The sequence below is a fragment of the Actinokineospora diospyrosa genome (genome assembly GCF_024171925.1).
GTDB classification, from domain to species: domain Bacteria; phylum Actinomycetota; class Actinomycetes; order Mycobacteriales; family Pseudonocardiaceae; genus Actinokineospora; species Actinokineospora diospyrosa.
In genome coordinates this window covers 154,503-174,013 of record NZ_JAMTCO010000006.1, presented here as the reverse complement: position 1 = coordinate 174,013, position 19,511 = coordinate 154,503, and the positions used below count along the sequence as shown (strand labels likewise).

The window sequence follows — 19,511 nt, the reverse complement described above, 5'->3', positions numbered from 1 at the left end:
AATCGTTTTGAGTGCCGCTTGAGCGAGATTTCAGCAACCGGTCCCGCGGCGGGCCGCCGTGTTAGCGTCGAGGGGCCGACGCGAATTCCGCGGATGCATTTCCACCGGCGAGCGGGGCGTCATCGCAGGTGAACGCGCGAAGGGGAGAACTCATGGAGCTGACCGGCCGTGTCGCCGTGCTCACCGGGGCCGGGCACGGGATGGGCGCGGCGATGGCCGCCAGGTTCGCCGCGGCGGGAGCGCGCGGGGTCGTGGTGTCCGATCTCGACGGCGGCGCGGCGGCGGGCGTGGCCGAGGCGATCACCCGCGCGGGCGGTAGAGCCGTTGCGCGCCAAGCGGACGCGGCGTCGCGGGCCGATCTGCGCGCGCTCGTCGACCTGGCGCTGGCGCGGTACGGCCGCCTGGATGTCTTCTGCTCCAACGCGGGCGTGGCGTTCGGCACCGGCGTGCACGCCTCCGACGAGCACTGGCGGCGTTCCTTCGAACTCAACGTGCTGCAACACGTCTACGCCGCGCAGGCTGCGCTGCCCGCGATGCTCGTGGCCCGCGACGGATATCTCGTGATCACCGCGTCCGGCGCGGGTTTGTTGACCCTGCCCGGCGACGCGCCGTACTCGGTCACCAAGCACGCCGCGGTGGCGCTTGCGGAATGGCTGGCGATGACTTACCGGACGCGGGGAATCCGGGTCAGCGCGCTGTGCCCGCTCGGTGTGCGCACCCCGTTCCTGATCGACGGCGTGCGCGCGGACCACCCGGCGGCCAAGGCGGTGATGGCCATGGGTCCCCTGGTCGAACCGGAAGAGGTCGCCGACGCCGTGCTGTCGGCCATGGCGCGCGAGGACCTGTTGATCCTGCCGCACGCGCAGGCGGGCGAGGCTTACGCGCGCAAGGCGGCCGACCCCGACGAGTGGCTGCGCGACACGGTGGCGAACCTGCCGGGCGCACGGTCTTCCGCACCGGCCAACGGGAAGGGCTGACCCGTGCGCTACCGGAACCTGGGCACCAGCGGCCTGGTGGTGAGCGAGGTCGGGTTCGGCAACTGGCTCACGCACGACGGCGGGGAGAGCGAGGCGTGCGTGCGCACCGCGGTCGCGGAGGGGGTGACGCTGTTCAACACCGCCGCGGCGTGGGGAGGTGGCGCGGCCGAGGAATCGCTGGCGCGCGGACTCGCGGGCACACCGCGCGACGACGTCGTGATCAGCACCGGGGCGTTCTGGCCGGAGGAGAGCGGCGCGGCGCGCGGCGGGCTCAGCCGCAAGAGCCTGTTCGCCTCGCTGCACGGGTCGCTGCGCAGGCTGAACACCGACTACGTCGACCTGTACCACCTGCTGCGCTTCGACTACCACACACCGCTGGAGGAGACGTTCACCGCGCTGTCGGACCTGGTGCGGCAGGGCAAGGTGCACTACGTCGCCACCTCGGAGTGGACCGCCGAGCAGATCCAGCAGGCGGCGGGACTGGCCGAGCGGCACCGGGTTCCGCTGGTGGGCAACCAGCCGCAGTACTCGATGCTGTGGCGGGTACCGGAATCACAGGTCATCCCGACGTGCGAACGGCTGGGCATCGGGCAACTGGCAACGGCGGCACTGGCCCAGGGCGTGCTCGCGGGCCGCTACGGCGCGGGCGTCTTCCCCGCCGACTCGCGCGCGGCGGGCGGCGGGCTGGCCAGGGCGCTGATCTGGCCGCTGCTCACCGAAGACCTGCTCGCCAGGGTCGAGCCGCTGCGCGGTGTCGCCGGGGCGTGCGGGCTGACCATGGCGCAGCTCGCGCTGGCCTGGGTGTTGCAGAACCCGCTGGTGGCAACGGTCGTGGTGGGCGCTTCACGGCCGGAGCAGGTGCGCGAGGACACCGCGGCGGCGGGTGTTCGGCTCGACCTCGACGTGCTCGGCCAGATCGATCAGCTATTGGGAACTTTCGTGCAAACAGACCCAAGACTGACATTTGCGCCACCGCAATACCGATCAGCCGACCCGCTCACGCTATAGCGCTTCGCTATGCAAGATTGAGATAGACCACAGTGTGGGAAATGGCCTTATAGTGGACCAGCGGTCCGACCGGCCGTGATTTCTTCCTGCGAGCGGCGAATCCACCCCCCGCCCCCGGCACGCGCGTCGGGGGCACTGTCCCGGGGCGGCCGCCGTTCCGCCACGGGCGCGTCGTGCCGACCGGTCCGGCCGGGCGCGGCGCCCCGCCCTGCGGACGGAGAGAGCACATGGAGGTCGAGATCCGCCACCTGCGCGTGATCGTGGCCATCGCCGAGTCCGGCAGCCTCAACCGCGCGTCGAAGGTCCTCGGACTTTCCCAACCCGGGCTCACCAGCCAGTTGCAGCGGATCGAGAACAGACTCGGCGGTCAGCTGTTCTTCCGCGCCGAGGGGGGATCCAGTCCGACCCCGTTCGGCCACAACGTGCTCGCCGAGGCCCGCGCCGTGCTGCGCGGGCTGCAGGGCATCTGCAGCCGGGCCGAGTCGCAGGCCCGCGCCGCCACCGCCCCACCGACCAGGATGGGCGGCAACGGCGGGTTCCTGCACCTGGCGCTGAGCCGCTGGCTGGCCGGGCGGCCCTGGGTGCGCGGCATCCGGCTCACCGAGGAGACCGACCCGCGCGCCAGCATCGACATGGTCACCAACGGGTCGCTGGACCTGGCGATCGTCTACGAGTGGCCCGGCTTCACCCAGTCGCTCGGCGACAACGTCCGCGGCCAGGTCATCGTCCGCGACGAGCCGGTGCTGGTCATGGTCTCCCCCGACCACCCGCTGGCGGGCGAGCGCACCGCGCGGCTGGAGGCGGTCGCGGAGTACCCGTGGGTGGACGAACCGCCGGACATGAGCCAGTGGCCGGTGTACCTGCGCCAGGTCTGCCACCGCTACGGCGTGTCGATGGACCAGCAGCACGAGGTCCTGTTCCCGCCCACCGCGCACGAGCTGGTGGCGACCCGCGCCGCCATCGGCCCCGCCCTCATCACCGGCCAGGACATCGCGGGCCGCATCCGCCTGCGCGGTCTCGCGGGCAGCCCGCTGCGCCAACGCCTGCGGGTCGTCTACCGCCCGGACACCCCGGTGGGCGGGCACATCGAGGAGGTCTGCGCCGAACTGGTGGCCATCTACCACCGGCACGGTTCCCGCAACGACTACTTCCCCACCTGGTGGGCCGACGAGGGCAGCCACACCACCCCGACCTTCTGATGTCCACTGTGGACTCATCGGCGCGCGGTGACGAACGCCACCGTCACCCTCCGTGCCGTCGCGCACCGGCCCGGTGCCGCTGGATCACAGTGCTCAGAGTTACCCCCGGGCGGGAACGGCACCCGCGTCGGCGTCGAGAGCGAGACTGGATCGCAACTCCCGGGGCGTGACGGACACGTCGGTCAGGCGCTCGACCGCGGCCTCGTTGAGGCGCGCGACCCACCGCCGGTCCCCGGGGACGCCTGTCGCGTCGGCCAACTCCGCCTCGAACCGCGCCAAGAGCTCGTCGCGGCCCTGCAGGCCCCGTGCCGCGAGGCGGCGGACTTCCAGGTCCACCAGCGTGGACCACCGCCGCCTCAGCGGTTCCGGTAAGAGCTGCTCGGTGGGCGCCGGGTCGCTGGCGTAGCGGGTCTCCAGCTCGCGCAGGACACCCGCGGCCACCCCGATCGAATGGTTCTTGATGGCGGCCAGGTTGAAGCCGAATGCGCCGGTGCGGCCGAAGCGGACGATCTCGTCGCCCTCGCGCGGGGCACCCACCACGAAGATCGATCCGACCGGCGGCCCCGCCGCGGTGCGCAGCGCGCCGCCTTCGGTGATCTCCACGCCCCGCTGGGTCCTGCGGTGCGGGGTCGCCAACCCGGCGTCCAGCAGGCGCCGCCAGAGGGTGGAGCCGGTGTGCGCGTAGTCGGACAACCGGGCGAAGTTCGCGATGACCAGGTCCGCCAGCACCTCCTGCCCCGCCTGCCCTGCCTGCCCGTCGGAGGTCTTGACCGTCAAACGACCGCCGTCGGCGGCGCGCAGGTCCACCACCCGGCCCTTGTCCAACCGGACCTGACCGGTCCCCACCCTGGCCGAGTCGACGATCTCGGTCGTGTACGCCATCGCGCTGACCCGCAGGGTCGCGATGAGACTGCCGTACCTGTCCAGGACCGCGCGCAGATCGGCGTCGGACAGGCGCTGCACGATCGCGGGCAAGTGCTCTTCCCACGCCTTGGCCACCCGCTCGGAGATCACCGAGGGGTGCTCGTCGGGGTACTTCAGCGCCACGAACCGGCACGCCCGGTTCCACTGCACGGCCCACTGCCGCAGCAGGTCCGCGCCGCCGCGCGACGGGTCGATCACCGGCGCGGGGACGTGGACCACGCGGTGCTTGTGGTCGGCGGGATAGGGCTTCGGCGTGAGCCGCGACCGCGAGATCAGGTGGATCGCGCCCCGGTGCCCGCGGCGCAGGAGCATCGCGGCCATGTCGTACGCGCTGAGCAGACTCCCGATGACGACGACCGTGGCATCCGGACGCACCGCGTTGATCCGATCGACCGCGTCGCGGCTGTACGGGTGGCGCACATAGGCGCTGTGGTCGAGAACCGCGTCCGCGTACCCCGGGTGGCGCGACTCGGGACCGGTCGCGAGCACCACGCGATCCACCTCGAGGGTGACCACCCCGGGCGCCGGTTCCCCGCCCAGCCAACAGAACCGCTCGAACACCGCGGTCGTCCCGGTCGCCCCCGGCACCAGGTCCACGACGTCGGCATCGGCTTCGCGCAGCACCACCCCGGCGCGCGCGTCGGCGGCGGCTTCGGCCAACCGCTGGGCGAGGTAGTCGGCGAACACCCGGCGCGGGGCCGGTCCCGATTCGGTGAATGCGAAGGCGCGCCAGTGCGGCGGCCACGCGGACCGGTCCGCCTCATGGTTGCACCAGGACAGGAAATCGTCCACGTCCTCGCGGAAAACAGACATCCGCCCGGCTTGGATATTGAACACGTGGTGCCAGGGGTTGCCGTCGGGGTGATAAGCGGGCCCGGCGTGCCGGTGCGCGGGCTCGCGGTCGACCAGCACCACTTCCACCGGTTCGGTGGCGAACCGGAGCAGCCGAATGGCGGTCGCGGTACCCGCCAAACCGGCTCCCACGACGAGGATCCGACGACGCGGGGAGTCGTCCGGGTTCGGAACGCGTTTGTCATCGGTGCACATGGGATTCTCCGGCGGTACAGGCGACATCGGCCCGGTCATCAGATCGAGGGGTTTGCTGAACCTGTTACTGACCACACGACACAACAAAGACTCTCAACGCGCCGCCACATTTGGCAAGCCTTCCCACCGGCGCCCGCCACCGACCCCCGCGACCGCGGCGCTCACTGTGAGCGACGGCGGACCACCCCACTTCCACCGCGCGGCCCGCGCCGGATGATCACAGACAGTTGACCCCGCCGCGTGGCCGGATTCCGTTGGCGGACACCGCACAGGGGCCGCTGGCGTCCAACGTGGAGACGTGCTAACGGCCGCCACCGCCCGCCCGGCGGCGCGGCGGCGCGAGCGCGTCGCTACGGTCTGGTCATGACCTCGACCGGACCGTGGTGGGCCGCTCCGCTGATCGCTGTGATCGGCACGGTGAGCGGCGTCGTGCTGACCTTGCTCGTCTCCGGCCGCCGCGAGAACCGCTCGCGCTTCGGCGAGCAGAGGCGGACCGTATACGCGGAATTCCTGTCGGCGTGCGATGAACTCGCGCGAGTTGTCGTGTGGCCGACGCCGCGGGTCGCGCAAGCGGTGGACACCACGGCCGTGGTCGAGCGGATCAGGGCCGCGGCGATGCACACCGTGTTGGTCGCGCACGGCACGGTCACCAAGCGGCTCACCGCTGTCCTCGCGGCCGCCGAAGCGTTGGCGGGCACCATCGAGCAGATCCGCGCGACCGGTAAGCCGGGCCACCAGGGCGCCGTCGACGAACACCACCGCCCGCGCCACACCGAGGCATCGACGGCCTTCTTCGCCGCGCTCAACGAGTTCGCGAAGGCGGCGCGGGCTGACATCGACGTCCGCACGCCCTTCGAGCCCGTGTTCCCCATCGCGGGCTAACGGTCGGGCCAACGTTGACCGACCTGACGGACCCGGCGGCCGACCAGCCGGAATCGAGCTGGCTCACGCATGTGCCGACCCACGCCGTTCTCTTCGTCGTGCACAACGTGACATCGGCGAACCGCCTCCTCGACCTCGTGGCGATGTTCGACTCCGACCTTTCCGTGCAATTGGCCTTCACCTGTCCGGACACGGCGAAGGTGCCCAACGGGGTGAGCGATCTGCTCCGCGCGGAAGGGGCACTGGTCATCGATTGGCGCACCGCGAACCAACGGCGGTGGAATCTCATCATCACCGCAAATTCCAGCGGCGATGTGCACCGGTTGAACGGCCCCACCATCTTCGTCTCCCACGGCACTGGGTACAGTAAGACGATTCACGCCGGAAAGCCGGAAAGCCGGAAAGCCGGAAAGCCGGAAAGCCGGAAAGCCGGAAAGCCGGAAAGCCGGAAAGCCGGAAAGCCAGAAAGCCAGAAAGCCAGAAAGCCAGAAAGCCAGAAAGCCGGTCTACGGGCTGTCGGCCGAGTCGTTGGTCGTCGACGGCCGGGTGGTGCCGACGGTGGTCGCGTTGTCGCACGAGGTGGAGCGGGGGCGGTTGGCCGTCGCGGTGCCCGGGGCCGTCGACCGGGCGGTGGTCATCGGGGATCCGCGGTGGGATCGGATGCTGGCGAGCGTCGCGCACCGGCCCCGGTTCCGCGCGGCCCTGGGGGTGGGCGAGCACCAGGACCTCGTCGTCGTGTCCTCGACCTGGCGCGCGGAGTCGTTGTTCGGCAGTTGGCCCGACCTGCTCCGGCAGTTGCTCGCCGAGTTGCCGGTCGACCGGTACCGGGTGGCGGCGGTGCTGCACCCGCACCTCTGGTTCGCCCACGGCCCGCACCAGGTCCGGCTGTGGCTGGCCGATTGCCTGCGGTCCGGTCTCGTCCTGATCCCGCCCGCCGAGGGGTGGGCGGCCGCCCTGATCGCCGCTGACGTCGTCGTGGGCGACCACGGCGCGGTCACCTGCTACGGGGCCGCTCTCGACAAGCCGGTCGTGCTCGCGTCGTTCCCCGCTGAGGAGGTCGCCGTCGGATCGGCCGCGGACCGGCTCGGCTCGCTGGCCCCCGTGCTCCACCGCCGCGCGAGCTTGCGCACTCAACTGGAGAGCGCCCAGGCCGGGTTCGCACCGGGCCGGTTCGACCCCGTGGCGGAGTTGGTCACCTCGGCCCCCGCGAGGCGATCGCCCGGCTGAGGACAGCGGGCTACCGGGTGCTCGGATCGCCCGAACCCGTTGTCCCAGCGCCGATCCACCCGTTGGCACCGCCGGTCCCCGCAGTCGAACCCGACTGTCGGGGGTACCGCGTGTCCGCGACGCTGGTCGACAACCGCGTCACCGAGGTGGCCAGGTATCCCGTCGACGCCCTGCAAGCGCGGTCCACCCCGTGGCCACGGCAGTCCGACTCACACCTCGTCGTCGCGGCCGACCACCCCGTGCCCGCCCTCCGGAGTGCGGCGGACATCGTGTTCGCCCGGTGCGCGGACCCCACATGGCCCCGGACCGCCCTAAGTGGACACCCGTTCGCCGCGATGGCCGCCGCCGTGGCCGAAGACTGGTGCGTGGTCGCGCTCCGCGACGGCCCAACCCTGCGGTTGACCCACAAGGACGGCGCCGCGCTCGATCCGCTGCTAGCGGTGTCCGCCCTGTACCTGTGGCCAACGGACTGCCCGCCGACGACCTTCCACGTGGAGACCGGGCGGGCGACCGCGACCTTCACCCTGGGGAGCTGAGCCCGCGCGGGTCACCGAGCCGCAGGTAGAGCTCGAGCACCCGGGCCTGGTCCGCCTCCGCGGCGGCGCCGCACTCGATCACCGTGGCCAGCGCCGACGCCTCACCGCGGGGCGAGTCGTCGGCACGGAACAGCTCGGCCGCGCGTCGGGCGTTGTCCGAAGCGTCAGGTGCTCCGGCGAGCCGCTGTGCTTCGGCGAGCTCGTAAAGCGACTTGGCCAGGTTGTCCGACTCAGCCGTCCCGGCGAAGTACCGCAACGCCTCCGACGCGGCGGCGACAGCGGCGTCAGCGCGGCCGGCACCCCGGTGCGCTCGCGCGCGCTGCAACCAAAGCAGGGCGAGCATCCGGGGCCGCCACTTCTCGGCCACTTCCTCTGCGGCCACCTGCCAAGACCGGTCGTACCAGGACAGGGCCTCGTCCCAGTCACCGCGGCGGGCGGCGACCTTGCCGGACCACTCGAGCGCGCTCTGCTGACCGACCGGATCCGGCGCGAACCGGTACGCCTGCACGAAACACCGACCCGCCTCGTCGAGGTCGCCGACGGCGAGCAGCGCCGACCCGAGCTGCGACCACACCCGCATCCGGGCCGCGGGTTCGGCGACCTGCATGGCGGAGTCGACGCCCGCCCGGTGCGTGGCGATCCAGTCGTCGTAGTGGCCGTGCAGGTGCAGCACGCCCCACATGGCCTCGCACAGCTGCCACACCAGGTCGTGCAGCTCGAACCGGTGGGCGAGCAGGACCGCCGCGCTCAAGGTCTGCCGGTGCGACTCCAACCAGGCCAACGCCTCCGCCCGCGACGGCCCGATCGACGCGCCGTCCTGCAGCGGCGGCGGTTCCTGGTACAGCGGGCCGCTGCGGGGACGGGCGGACAGCACGCGGTCGTGGCGCACCGCCGCGGCCAGGTACCACCCGACGATCCGCGCCACCGCGGCGCGCTGGTCGGCCCGCGCCTCGCCGATGTCGGCGGACTCGCGCGCGTGCCAGTACGCGACGTCGTGGAACTCGAACCGGTCGGCCGCGACCTGGGTCACCAACTGGGCACCGGCCAGCTCCACCAGCGCCGCCCGCACCTCGGCCGCGTCCGTCCCGACCGTGGTCGCGGCGGCCTCCGTGGTCACGCTCCGGCCCGGGTGCAGCCCGACGACCAGCCGGTACACCCGCGCTGCGGCGGGCGCGACCCGGTTGTAGGCGCGGTCGAAGCTGTCGCGCACGTACTCCTGGGCGTCGCGGTCCAGCGCGCTGAGGCCGCGGCGCGACACGTCGCGCACCAGGTCGGCGACCTCCCACTCGCGCGCACCGGCGATCTGGGCGGCCGTGGTGGTGATCGCCAGCGGGTACCCGCCGCAGGCCCGGACCACCGACTCCGGCGTGACACCCGCCGCCGAGTACCACGAGGGTCCCAGCGCCTGCTCGAACAGCTCGACGCCGAACCGGTCCTCCAGCGGCTCCACCGGGGCGAGCTCGAACCCCAGGCGGCGCAACTGCGCCAACGGGGACCGGCACAGCGCCACCACCGCCGAGGTCGGCGAGTTCACCAGGAACCGCTCGACCTGCGCGGCGGAGGACACCTCCTCCAGGACCACCAGCACGCTCATGCGGTAGGTCACCGTCTTCAGCCGTCGCGCCCGCGCCTCCTCGGACACCGGCAGATCACCCGCGGGCACGCCGAGGTCGACCAGCAGGTCGCCCAGCGCCTCCCCCACCGGGTCCGGGGTCCCCGCGACGCCGTCGCCGAGCCGCACCCGCACCGAGCCGTCGGCGAAGCGCTCCGGCGCGTCCCAGAAGCACTTGTGCACCATGCTGCGCAGCCCGACCCCCGGCGGCCCGTGCAGTGCCAGGAACGCAGGCCGCCCAGCCGCCCGGGCGGCGTCCAGGCGGGCGGTCATCCACTCCAGCACGGGCACCCGGTCGACGAACACCGCGGGCGGCACGGGCAATTGCTGGACCTGCACCATGGGCCGACCCCTCCCCTCATCCCCGGGGCCCGACCCTACACAACGGCCATCACCGCCCGCAGTCGATCAGTCACCGGCCCGCGACAGCGCGGAGCCCGTCCGGCCACTGGTGTTCGGGCCGGACGGGCCCTCGGCGTCGGCACGGTCGCTACCGGGTCAGCGACCCTGCAGGGACTTGACGTTGTCGCCGAAACTCCAGCTCTTCGACCCGTCCCAGTTGAGCGACCAGGTCATCAACCCCTTGAGGTTGCCGCCGAAGCTGCCCCACGCCTGCGAGACCAGCGACGGGCTCATGTAGCCACCGCCTGCACCGGGCTGCGCGGGAAGGCCGGGGACCTGCTTGTCGTAGGGCACCTTGATGGTGGTGCCCTGGATGACCAGGCCCGCGTTGAGGCACTCGGTCTGCTTGACGAAGCCCTGGACGGTGCCGGCCTGGTACGAGTCACCCGAGCAGCCGTACATGCTTCCGTTGTAGTACTGCATGTTCAGCCACCACAGCCTGCCGTTGTCCGCGTACTTCTTGATGATCGGCAGGTAGGCGCCCCAGATGGAGCCGTAGGTGACGCTGCCGCCGGTGACGTAAGCGGTCTCCGGTGCCATGGTCAGGCCGAAGTTCGACGGCATCTGGGCCAGCACGCCGTCGATGATGCGGATGAGGTTGGCCTGCGAGGCGGAGGGCTGGTTGATGTTGCCCGCGCCCGCGAGACCGGTCTCGATGTCGATGTCGATGCCGTCGAAGTTGTACTTCTTCAGGATCGGCACGATGGTGGCGACGAACTTGTCGGCGACGGTGGCCGAGTTCAGGTCGATGCCCGCGGTCGCGCCGCCGATCGACATCAGGATCGTCTGGCCCTGCGCCTTGGCCGCGCACATCTCGGCGGGCGTGGCGACCTTGACCGTGCTGTCCATGCCGTCTTCCCACAGCGCGGTGCCGTCGGAGCGGATCACCGGGAACGCGGCGTTGAGCACGTTGTAGCCGTGCTGGCGGATCACCGGGTTGGCGATGCTCGTCCAGCCGAACGGCGGGTGCACGCCGTTGGTGGCGCCGTCCCAGTTCTCCCAGTAGCCGACGAGGACCTTGCCCGCGGGCTTCGACTTCACCGCGCAGGTCTCGCCCCCGGGGTCGGTCGTGGTCGTCGTGGTCGGCGGCGTGGTCGTCGTGGTGGTGGTTGTGGTGGTCGTAGTCGTGGTGGGCGGGGTCGTGGTCGTGGTGGTGGTAGTCGTCGGCCGGGTCGTGGTGGTCGTCGTGGTCGTGGTCGGGTTGCCGTCACAAGCACCCTGGTCGCTCCACAACGACTTGCTCGCCGCGGGGTTCCACCCGGCACCGGGCCACGCCGTGTGGGTGACCTGGGCGCTGTAGAGCCGGTTCTGGTAGGTGACCTTGGTCCCGGCGGTGTAGGTGGTGCCCTCGGCCCACGCCGGGGCGGTGCACGGCGCGGCGGCCGACGGCGCGGCCGAGGCCAGCCCGCTACCACCGACCGCGAGCGTCGTCGCCACCACAACGGCAATACTGGTAACGCCCGCGATCACCAATCTCTGGGGCCGCGTTAATCTCGATGATAAAGAAATCTTCCACATACAGTGATTATCATAAAAATCCACAGTCCGTGTCCATAGTTGCCCGCTGGCGGCTCTTGCCACAAGCCCCCGAAGTGATGGGGAAAGTGATCTAGAGGTATGCACCGCCAGGGTTTGCCGGAGCCCCTGTCCTTGGCAGGCGGGAGTCACGGAGGAAGTTTCAGCACGGTAACGCACGTCCGAATGCGGCGCACTTGACAAGTGTTGCCGGAATGGCGGGCAATTGCGTCGACCATCGAGAGATCGGACGGCGGACGATCTTGCGCACCGGCGGGTGCCAGCGTCGATACGACGACGATATGGGCGGGCTCGTAGCATCTGGGCATGCGCGTGCTGGTCGTCGAGGACGAGCTCTACATGGCCGAGGCCATCCGCGATGGGCTGCGCCTGGAGGCGATCGCGGCCGACATCGCCGGGGACGGGGACACCGCTCTAGAGCTGTTGCGGATCAACACCTACGACATCGCCGTGCTCGACCGCGACATTCCCGGGCCCTCCGGTGACGACATCGCCGAACACATCATCGCCGCCGGTAGCGGTATGCCCATCCTGATGCTCACCGCGGCCGACCGGATCGACGACAAGGCCACCGGCTTCGCGCTCGGCGCCGATGATTACCTCACCAAGCCGTTCGCGCTGCGGGAACTCGTCCTGCGGCTCAGGGCGCTCGACCGCAGGCGCGCGCACAACCGGCCCCCGGTGCGGGAGGTCGCCGGTCTGCGGCTGGACCCGTTCCGCCGGGAGGTCTACCGCGACGGCCGCTACGTCGCGCTCACCCGCAAGCAGTTCGCCGTGCTCGAGGTCCTGGTCGACGCCGAGGGCGGTGTGGTCAGCGCCGAGGCGCTGCTGGAGCGGGCGTGGGACGAGAACGCCGACCCGTTCACCAACGCCGTGCGCATCACGGTCTCGGCGCTGCGCAAACGCCTCGGCGAACCGTGGCTCATCGCCACCGTGGCGGGCGTGGGCTACCGCATCGACACGCCGCCCGCGACCGGGCCCGACCGTGGGTAGGCGGCCCGGCGCGAGCGTTCGGCTCAAACTGACCCTCAGCTACGCGGGGTTCCTGATGGTCGCGGGCGCCCTGCTGCTCGCCGTGGTCTGGGTGTTCCTCCTGCGCTACGTCCCCGAGGTGATCGACGCGGCCCTACCGGGCGCACCCGGGATGCCGGGGATGTCCATACCGGACCGCGCCGACCTGCAGGCCGCTTTTGTCCCGAAGGCGGCCATCGCGCTCGCGGTCCTGCTGGTCCTCGGCCTCCTCGGCGGGTGGGTCCTGGCGGGCAGCATGCTCGCGCCGCTGGTGCGCATCACCAACGCCACGCGCCTGGCCGCGAACGGGTCGCTCGCGCACCGGATCCACCTGGAGGGCAGGCAGGACGAGTTCCGCGAACTCGCCGACGCCTTCGACACCATGCTGGCCCGGATCGAGGCGCACGACGCCGAGCAGCGCAGGTTCGCCACCAACGCCTCCCACGAACTGCGCACCCCGCTGGCGATCACCCGGACACTGCTGGAGGTGGCCCGCGACGACCCGAACCGCGACACCGGCGCCCTGCTCGACCGCCTGCAGTTCGTCAACACCCGGGCCACCGACCTCACCGAGGCGTTGCTCCTGCTCAGCCGCGCCAACCGACGCTCATTCACCCGCGAACACGTCGACCTGTCACTGGCCGCGGAGGAGGCCACCGAGACACTGCTCCCCCTCGCCGAACGACACGGCGTGACTATTGAGACCTCCGCGGAGCTGGCTCCTACCAGCGGCTCTTACGTGCTCCTGTCGCAATTGACGGCGAACCTGGTGCATAACGCGATCGTCCACAATCTGCCTGAGCGGGGGGTTGTTTGGGTCAGCACGGATGTGTACTCCGAGGCTGTGGTGCTCACCGTTGAGAACACGGGAGCGAAGTTGAGCCCGCAGTTGGTGTCGACGCTGACGGAGCCGTTTCAGCGCGGCACTGGTCGGGTGCGCTCGGATCACGCGGGGGTTGGGTTGGGGTTGGCGATCGTGGACAGCATCGTGCGGGCCCATGACGGGACGCTCACGCTGACGCCGCGGGTTGGTGGGGGGCTGCGTGTGAGTGTGCGGTTGCGTTGTGAGCGGGAGCTCGGGCACGGTTGAGGTGGTGGAGGGGTGCGGGGTCGGCCTCGTCGCCTGGCGGCAAGCTCGGCGTCCGGTCCGCGGCAATGCGACGAGCTCGATGGGGCGAACTTGTTTTGCGCGGGGCCCCTACAACACCCGACGCAGAACCGCAAAGCAGGGGCCCAAAAGCAGGCCCTGCCGCGCGGAAACGCTACGGGTGCCGTCCCCCAACGCAAAACAAGTTCGCCCCATCGAGCATTTGGCACCAGCGACTCCGACTGTCCAGGTGCTGGGCTGGCAGGGCTGGCAGGGCTGGCGAGGGTGGGCTGGGATGGCACCGGCCGTTCCGACTGTCCACGGGCTGGGTAGGTGGGTTGGGGGCGGATCTGGCGGGGGGGGCGGGCTGGCACCGTCGGGTCCAAGTGTCCGGTGGTCGGCCAGGTGGGCTAGGGCGGACCTGACGGAAGGCCAGTTGGCACCGCAGGGTCTGAGTGTCCAAGGGCTGGGTTGGCAGGGCCGACTCGGTGGGCTGGGATTGCACCTCGGTTTCCGCGTGTCCAGGGGTCCGGGTTGGGCTGGCGAGGTGTTTGTCCACAACGTGTTCTGTTGTCCACAGGCCCCAATCGCCGCCCCGGGTTTGTCGGGTTCCCTCGGTAAGCTGTATATCAGGGGCTCTTGCGGCAGATGATCTTGCACGAGGCGGGCAGGACAACCCAGCCGCCCTGCCCCGACCGCATCCCCCGCCCCGCGCTCCGCGGAGCCGCCGGTGCCAACTGCTCGACGGGGTGGACCTGGCACCAACAATCCAAGGGTAGGTGGTTGTCCACAACGGGCTCTGTTGTCCACAGGCTGTGATCGCTGCCCCGGTTTTGTCGGGTTCCCTCGGTAAGCTGTATATCGGGGGCTCTTGGGGCAGATGATCTTGCGCATGCCGGGGCTGGGGCTCGCGGGAGGTGGGCTGGGTGCGGTACTAGCTGACGGGGAAGTTGAAGTAGGTGTTGGGGTAGGGCTCGTCGAGCAGGGTGTAGTGCCACCACTCGTTTTCGTAGGGCCTGAAGCCGCAGGCTTCCATGATCGAGCGGAGGTGGTGGCGGTTGCTCGACTCGAGGTCCCCGATGCCCGGTGCCCCGTGGTGCGACACCGGGTCCATCAGGTCGTGGTCGCCGCCCATTGCGGTGAGCTCACCGGTGGACAGGTGGTACAGCGTCAGGTCTACGGTGCTTCCTCGGCTGTGACCGGATTTCCTGGCCACATAGCCCTTCTCGAACATCTCCGTCCGGTCGATGTTCGGGTAGTGCCGTGCCTTCGTCCGGCCGTCCTCAGGTTGGGTCGACCAGCGCAGGAAGGCATCCACCGCGCGTTGTGGGCGGTAGCCGTCCCAGAGGAGCAGGCCGAAGCCGTGGGAGGCGGCCTTCTCCCGTGCGGTGCCTAGGGCCGCGCACAAAGCCGTTGTGCCGATGATCCGGTTCGCCAGGTAGCCGTCCACGGGTTTGCCGGTGAAGTTGTCCCAGGTGGCGTACTTGGCGTCCCAGCGCGTTCCGGGCAGCAGCTCGTCGACGTGGGCGAAGTCGTTGTTCACTGGGACTTGCCCGCCAGGGCCAGCGACACCATCTGGTCGATGACGTCGGTGAGCGGGATCCCAGCGGCCGCCATCATCCTCGGGTAGCGGCTGTACGAGGTCAGACCGGGCATGGTGTTGACCTCGTTGAGCACCACCGTTCCGTCTTCCTTCAGGAACATGTCCACTCGGGACAGGCCCTGGCAGCCCAGCGCGCGGAACACGGCCCGCGCGGTCGCCTGGACCAGCCAGCGCGACTCCGCCGGGATGTCGGCGGGCACGGTCACCGTCGAGTTCTCCGAGCCGCTCTCCGGGTCGCTCTCCTGGTGGATCTTGAAGAACCCGTGCGACAGGGTGATCTGGTCCACCTCACCCGCGACCGGGTCGAGGTCGGTTCCCAAGATCGCACACCCGACCTCGCTGCCGACGACGGCCTCTTCCACCAGTACCTTCGAGTCATACTGTCGTGCGAGCTCCACCGCGGCAGGCAGTTCCTCCACTGTGGACACCTTGCTGACGCCGAAGGAAGACCCCGAGCGGGCGGGCTTCACGAAGACGGGGTATGTCAACCGATCCGCGTCGAACCCGTCGCCGACGACCCAGAAGTTCGGCGTCGCGATGCCCGCGCTCCTGGCGACGGTGTAGGTGAGGGATTTGTCCATGCACAGCGCGGAACTCTGCACATCGCAGCCCGCGTAAGGGATTCCGGAGAGCTCCAGCAATCCCTGCACCGCGCCGTCCTCACCGAGCCTGCCGTGCAGGACGGGCAGCACGACGTCCAAGCCGATCGCCTCGTACCGCCCGCGGTTCAGGACCAGCAACCCGCGGTACTCGCGGTCCGGCGACAGCACGACCGGGCGGTTGCCGCTCCCCTCCCAGTTCACCCCCGGCCCGTCGCACAGCTGCCAAGCGCCGCGCTTGGTGATCCCGACCCAGAACGGCTCGTACTTCTCGGTGTCGAGGTGCTTGGCGACCTCTTGGGCCGACTTGACGGAAACGGGGTGCTCCTCAGAGGTTCCCCCGAAGACGATCCCGATCTTCACCCTGTGCATGTCACATCCTTCTTTCGAAGTTCACGCAGTTCAAGAGGCTGTTGGCGACGATGTCCCGCAGTGCGTGATCAGTGTGGTAAGCCGTGTGCGGACTGATGAGCACATTCGGCATCCCCTGCAGCTTCATCAACGCGCTCCCGAGGGGCTTGTCCCCGCAATCCGCGTAGAAGACCCCCTCTTCCCCTTCAAGGACGTCCAGCGCAGCGCCGCCCAACTCGCCGCCCTCCAGTGCGGCGACTAGGGCGTCCGTGTCGATGAGCGAACCGCGTCCGGTGTTGACGACAATCGCCCCGGGCCTCATCTGCGCGATACGACGACCATCCAAGAGGTGGTAGGTCTCGGCGTTGAGTGGCGTGTGGAGCGTGACGATGTCGGACAGCGACAGCAACTGGTCAAGTGCGGCGCGGCGCTTGCCACAAGTCATTACCCGGCAACCGAAACCACGCAGCCTGTCCACCACCGCGGCGCCGATGCGCCCCGTCCCGACCACCCCGACGGTCAAGTCGCGCAACTCCCGCCCGGGGGTGTCGTTCAACCGGTAGTCGTGGACATCCACTCGCCTGACCATCGGTGCGGCATTGCGCAGCGCCATCAACATCAGCATCACCGTGTAGTCGGCCACGCTGTCGGGCGAGTAGATGACGTTCTCCACCAGGATCCCCACGCTCGCCGCGTAGCTCACATCGATGTGGTCGAACCCGACACTCCTCGTGCAGATGTAAGCCACGCCCGCCCGGCTCAACGCGAGCACCGTCGCGTTCGGGATCCGGACCTTGTGGTCGACACTGACGCACCGGTCGCCGGACACCAGGTCGACGGTGGCCTCGGACACGGCCGCGCCGGTAATGGTCGGCACAACACCGAAGCGCGGCGACTCTGCCCGGAACAAGGCAGCCTCATCCCGGCCGCAGCCGTACACGGTGATCCCCACGTTCGGGACACCCGGGGACGCGGAGCGCCGGTCCGCCGCTCGCGCTGGGTCGCTATGGAGCATGTGCCGAGTCAAGCCAGCACGGCGTTGCGGGGTCGTATGCGGTTATTGATACGCCGACGACACACTCCGTCGCGCGACGGAGCCGTTGCCGGAACTGGCTGACCGGCGGGATTCCCGCGCCCTCTGGCGCCGGTCGGCGATGGGTACCATCACCGCCGTGCCGCGAGGGTCGTGGTAACCAGGTCGGCGCCTTGCCAGCACAGGCGTTCCAGGGAATCCCGGTAGGCGGTCAGGTCCGGCGATACCCGGTTCGATCCACAGTGGTTCCGGGCGAGGCCAGCGGCAAAGGCGGTCGTGTCGGTCGGGTTCGATGGGTCGGGGTGGCGCGCACCCGTCACTCGGACAGGACCCGACCAGCAGGCTCATCGAGATCGGCCACTGGCCAGCGGCAGCGGCTCAGACCAGGCCGCGGCGGGAGGCCTGGACACCTGCCTGGAAGCGGGTGGTGGCGTCGAGTTCGGTCAGCAGGGCGGACATGCGGCGGGTCATGGTGCGCTGGGTGATGTCGAGGGAGCGCATGATCGCGGCGTCCTTGCGGCCAGCGGCGAGCAGGGCGAGCATCTCCTTGTCGCGGTGGGTGCCGCGCAGGGCGGTGCCGATGGGGGTGGCGCGCTCCCAGAGCAGGTCGAAGCAGGCGACCAGGGTGACCAGCAGCGGTGAGCGGTGCACGACGATGCGGGCGCCGGTCTCGGACTCGTCGAAGCTGAGCGGGAGCAGGGCCACCCGCCGGTCGGCGATCATCATCTTCAGCCGGACGTCCGGGAGGGCGCGGGCCTGCTCACCGGCCTCGGTGTAGGTGGTGACCTCGGCGAGGCGGTCGGGGTCGTCGAGGACCGGGAGGTGGTAGATCGTGCGGTAGGCGACGCCGCGGCGCAGGCCTTGGAGTTCGGTGATGTTGAGTTCGGGGGCGCCGCCGAGGTAGGGCGGGCAGTCGACGATCAGGACCTCTTCCTGGGCGGCGAGCTGCAGCTGCGCGATGTGGTGGCGGACCGCGGGGCCGCCTTCGATCAGCTCGACCAGATCACCGGGGGCGCCGCGGGGCGCCTGCTCGTAGGTGCTGGCGAGCCTGCGGGCGGTCGCGCGGAGCCGGTCGAGGTCCTCGGCGCGGCGCAGGGCCAGGGCGTCGAGGGCGACCTGCGGGGGCGCGGGCACGTAGCGGGCGGGGCGGCAGGCGAGCCGGGCGACCAGGCCCGCGTCGACCAGGTTCGCCAGGGCTCGGGTGAGGCCGCTGCCGGAGAGCTCCAGTTCGGCGGCGAGGTGGCGGGCGTCGGCCCGCGGGTGCCGCAGGAGCTCCAGGTAGACGGCCCCCTCCGCCGGGCCGAGGCCGATCGGCTCGAGGAAGTCGACGTCGAGGGGGTCCACCGGGTCAGTGTAGGTCCGGTGGCCACATCTGGCCGATGGCCGGCGGTGCCCTTCTCGCGGCGCCGTCGGACGTCTACTTTGGTGGCCTTCCCCCGCCGATGGGCCGACCGGGAGTTGGGCGATGAACACCGACGTACGACGGGTGCTGCGGACCGGACCGTTCGAGGTGGCGCTGGACGCCGCCATCGAGGCGTCCGGGCTGACCCTGGAACGCTTGTGCGGCAGGTTGTCCGACCGCGGGATCACGGTGAGCCGCACCGCGATCTCGTACTGGCGCAGCGGCCGCAGCAGACCGGAGCGCGCCGAGTCGATGGTCGCGCTCAGCGCGCTGGAGGAGGTCCTGGGGCTGCCCGCCGCCTCGCTGGTCGCCCTGCTCGGCGGCCGCAAACCCCGGGGGCGCGGCACCCGGCCACCCGGCACGCTGTCGAGGCGCGAGTTGTGGCCGTCCTGCGGGCGCCTGCTCACCGGCCTGGAGGCCACCCCGGACGGGCAGCTGGACTACCTCGGCGTCAGCGACGCCCTGGTGATCGACGAGCACACCGGCGAACGCAGGCAGCGGACCCGGCTCGTGCTCCGCGCCACCGCCGACCGGGTCGACCGCTGCGTGGTGTGCCACGAGACCGACGACCCGGTGTTCGGCGCGCCCGACCTGCTCGGGGTCGCCTATGCCCGACTGGGTCGGGTCCGCGGCGCCCCGGAGGGCCGGTCGATGGTGGCGGAGTTCCTGTTCGACCGCCCGCTCAACCGCGGCGAGGACACCGTGATCGAGTACGACCTGCGCTTGGCGCAAGGGCAACCGCTCGACCACGTGTACCGCCGGTTCTCCCGCCCGGTCGGCCTCTACACCGTGCAGTTGCGGTTCGTCGGGACCCCGCCCGGTCGGGTCCGCCGCTACGACCGGGCGGGCTTGCGCGGACCCGAGCAGCACGTCGAAGACCTGTGGTTGGGGGCGGCGGGAACCACGTCGCTGGTCGCGCCCTCGGTCCGCCCCGGAACCGTCGGCGTGCGCTGGGAGCGGTAGCGGGCGGGCACCCTGGACCTCAGGTGCCCGCCCGCCCTACCCGACGCGGATCGGTGTGAATGCCCGCAGTCCCTGCCACTGCCACGACACTCCCCACCGCGCCAGGACCGAG

At 70.6% G+C, this 19,511-nt stretch carries 15 protein-coding genes and 2 pseudogenes; 9 read left to right on the top strand and 8 right to left on the bottom strand.

All coding sequences use genetic code 11. The features are described from left to right. Nucleotides 1-152 precede the first annotated feature (152 nt). The 3 genes from LV75_RS12590 (at nucleotide 153) to LV75_RS12580 (ending at nucleotide 3,184) form a co-directional block, all read left to right on the top strand. The gene (locus LV75_RS12590) at nucleotides 153-977 is read left to right on the top strand and encodes an SDR family oxidoreductase (RefSeq protein WP_253887051.1); all 825 of its coding nucleotides are present in this window, start codon (nucleotides 153-155) and stop codon (nucleotides 975-977) included. A 3-nt stretch (nucleotides 978-980) separates the two neighbouring features. Then, on the top strand, nucleotides 981-1,985 hold the full coding sequence (locus LV75_RS12585; RefSeq protein ID WP_253887050.1) for an aldo/keto reductase: 1,005 nt from the start codon (nucleotides 981-983) through the stop codon (nucleotides 1,983-1,985). Nucleotides 1,986-2,212: 227 nt separating this feature from the next. Continuing rightward, the gene (locus LV75_RS12580) at nucleotides 2,213-3,184 is read left to right on the top strand and encodes a LysR family transcriptional regulator (protein WP_253887049.1); all 972 of its coding nucleotides are present in this window, start codon (nucleotides 2,213-2,215) and stop codon (nucleotides 3,182-3,184) included. Nucleotides 3,185-3,283: 99 nt separating this feature from the next. Here LV75_RS12580 and LV75_RS12575 read toward each other — a convergent pair whose 3' ends face one another. Continuing rightward, on the bottom strand, nucleotides 3,284-5,155 hold the full coding sequence (locus LV75_RS12575) for an FAD/NAD(P)-binding protein (RefSeq protein WP_253887048.1): 1,872 nt from the start codon (nucleotides 5,153-5,155) through the stop codon (nucleotides 3,284-3,286). 363 nt (nucleotides 5,156-5,518) lie between these two features. On the opposite strand from LV75_RS12575, the gene LV75_RS12570 reads away from it, so the two are divergent. The 3 genes from LV75_RS12570 to LV75_RS12560 all read left to right on the top strand — a co-directional run bounded on the left by LV75_RS12570 (nucleotide 5,519) and on the right by LV75_RS12560 (nucleotide 7,800). Continuing rightward, on the top strand, nucleotides 5,519-6,037 hold the full coding sequence (locus tag LV75_RS12570; protein ID WP_253887047.1) for a hypothetical protein: 519 nt from the start codon (nucleotides 5,519-5,521) through the stop codon (nucleotides 6,035-6,037). Nucleotides 6,038-6,595: 558 nt separating this feature from the next. Further along, a complete protein-coding gene (locus LV75_RS12565; protein ID WP_253887046.1) occupies nucleotides 6,596-7,264 on the top strand; it encodes a CobW family GTP-binding protein in 669 nt (222 codons plus the stop codon). A gap of 110 nt (nucleotides 7,265-7,374) precedes the next feature. Next, the gene (locus LV75_RS12560; RefSeq protein ID WP_253887045.1) at nucleotides 7,375-7,800 is read left to right on the top strand and encodes a hypothetical protein; all 426 of its coding nucleotides are present in this window, start codon (nucleotides 7,375-7,377) and stop codon (nucleotides 7,798-7,800) included. On the opposite strand, the gene LV75_RS12555 is transcribed toward LV75_RS12560, so the two are convergent. The 3 genes and pseudogenes from LV75_RS12555 to LV75_RS35875 form a co-directional block, all read right to left on the bottom strand. Then, nucleotides 7,784-9,754 carry a hypothetical protein gene (locus tag LV75_RS12555; RefSeq protein WP_253887044.1) on the bottom strand — a complete coding sequence of 657 codons (1,971 nt, stop codon included), beginning with the start codon at nucleotides 9,752-9,754 and terminating at the stop codon, nucleotides 7,784-7,786. The two genes, LV75_RS12560 and LV75_RS12555, sit on opposite strands and share 17 nt — an antisense overlap. A gap of 156 nt (nucleotides 9,755-9,910) precedes the next feature. Then, nucleotides 9,911-10,870 (bottom strand): annotated as a pseudogene (locus LV75_RS12550) (chitinase); the annotation flags it as partial. 183 nt (nucleotides 10,871-11,053) lie between these two features. Then, nucleotides 11,054-11,332, bottom strand: a pseudogene (locus tag LV75_RS35875) (carbohydrate-binding protein); the annotation flags it as partial. 324 nt (nucleotides 11,333-11,656) lie between these two features. Between LV75_RS35875 and LV75_RS12545 the strand changes: the two are divergent. Both LV75_RS12545 and LV75_RS12540 read left to right on the top strand, forming a co-directional pair. Next, entirely contained in the window at nucleotides 11,657-12,343 is a 687-nt protein-coding gene (locus LV75_RS12545; RefSeq protein ID WP_253887042.1) for a response regulator transcription factor, read from the top strand. After that, the gene (locus LV75_RS12540; RefSeq protein WP_253887041.1) at nucleotides 12,336-13,451 is read left to right on the top strand and encodes a sensor histidine kinase; all 1,116 of its coding nucleotides are present in this window, start codon (nucleotides 12,336-12,338) and stop codon (nucleotides 13,449-13,451) included. Before LV75_RS12545 ends, LV75_RS12540 begins: the two co-directional genes overlap by 8 nt. 931 nt (nucleotides 13,452-14,382) lie before the next feature. Here the strand turns inward: LV75_RS12540 and vanX are convergent. The 4 genes from vanX to LV75_RS12520 all read right to left on the bottom strand — a co-directional run bounded on the left by vanX (nucleotide 14,383) and on the right by LV75_RS12520 (nucleotide 18,378). Then, nucleotides 14,383-14,991: a D-Ala-D-Ala dipeptidase VanX gene (gene vanX, locus LV75_RS12535; RefSeq protein ID WP_253887040.1), complete on the bottom strand. Its 609-nt coding sequence runs from the start codon at nucleotides 14,989-14,991 to the stop codon at nucleotides 14,383-14,385. Then, on the bottom strand, nucleotides 14,988-16,022 hold the full coding sequence (gene vanA / locus LV75_RS12530; protein WP_253887039.1) for a D-alanine--(R)-lactate ligase: 1,035 nt from the start codon (nucleotides 16,020-16,022) through the stop codon (nucleotides 14,988-14,990). Before vanA ends, vanX begins: the two co-directional genes overlap by 4 nt. Nucleotide 16,023: 1 nt before the next feature. After that, nucleotides 16,024-17,016 (bottom strand): NAD(P)-dependent oxidoreductase, encoded by a 993-nt coding sequence (locus tag LV75_RS12525; RefSeq protein WP_253887038.1) that lies wholly within the window; start codon nucleotides 17,014-17,016, stop codon nucleotides 16,024-16,026. Nucleotides 17,017-17,412: 396 nt separating this feature from the next. Beyond that, complete coding sequence (locus LV75_RS12520) at nucleotides 17,413-18,378, bottom strand: helix-turn-helix domain-containing protein (RefSeq protein WP_308210933.1); 966 nt, start codon at nucleotides 18,376-18,378, stop codon at nucleotides 17,413-17,415. A 121-nt stretch (nucleotides 18,379-18,499) separates the two neighbouring features. Here LV75_RS12520 and LV75_RS12515 point away from each other — a divergent pair, with 121 nt between their 5' ends. After that, nucleotides 18,500-19,399 carry an XRE family transcriptional regulator gene (locus tag LV75_RS12515; RefSeq protein ID WP_253887037.1) on the top strand — a complete coding sequence of 300 codons (900 nt, stop codon included), beginning with the start codon at nucleotides 18,500-18,502 and terminating at the stop codon, nucleotides 19,397-19,399. Nucleotides 19,400-19,511 lie beyond the last annotated feature (112 nt).

Bases quoted from the DNA above. Each gene is read 5' to 3' on its own strand.
- LV75_RS12590 (WP_253887051.1), top strand. From the start codon at position 153: ATGGAGCTGACCGGCCGTGTCGCCGTGCTCACCGGGGCCGGGCACGGG.
- LV75_RS12580 (WP_253887049.1), top strand. From the start codon at position 2,213: ATGGAGGTCGAGATCCGCCACCTGCGCGTGATCGTGGCCATCGCCGAG.
- LV75_RS12575 (WP_253887048.1), bottom strand. From the start codon at position 5,155: ATGTGCACCGATGACAAACGCGTTCCGAACCCGGACGACTCCCCGCGT.
- LV75_RS12570 (WP_253887047.1), top strand. From the start codon at position 5,519: ATGACCTCGACCGGACCGTGGTGGGCCGCTCCGCTGATCGCTGTGATC.
- LV75_RS12555 (WP_253887044.1), bottom strand. From the start codon at position 9,754: ATGGTGCAGGTCCAGCAATTGCCCGTGCCGCCCGCGGTGTTCGTCGAC.
- LV75_RS12545 (WP_253887042.1), top strand. From the start codon at position 11,657: ATGCGCGTGCTGGTCGTCGAGGACGAGCTCTACATGGCCGAGGCCATC.
- vanA (WP_253887039.1), bottom strand. From the start codon at position 16,022: ATGCACAGGGTGAAGATCGGGATCGTCTTCGGGGGAACCTCTGAGGAG.
- LV75_RS12525 (WP_253887038.1), bottom strand. From the start codon at position 17,016: ATGCTCCATAGCGACCCAGCGCGAGCGGCGGACCGGCGCTCCGCGTCC.
- LV75_RS12515 (WP_253887037.1), top strand. From the start codon at position 18,500: ATGAACACCGACGTACGACGGGTGCTGCGGACCGGACCGTTCGAGGTG.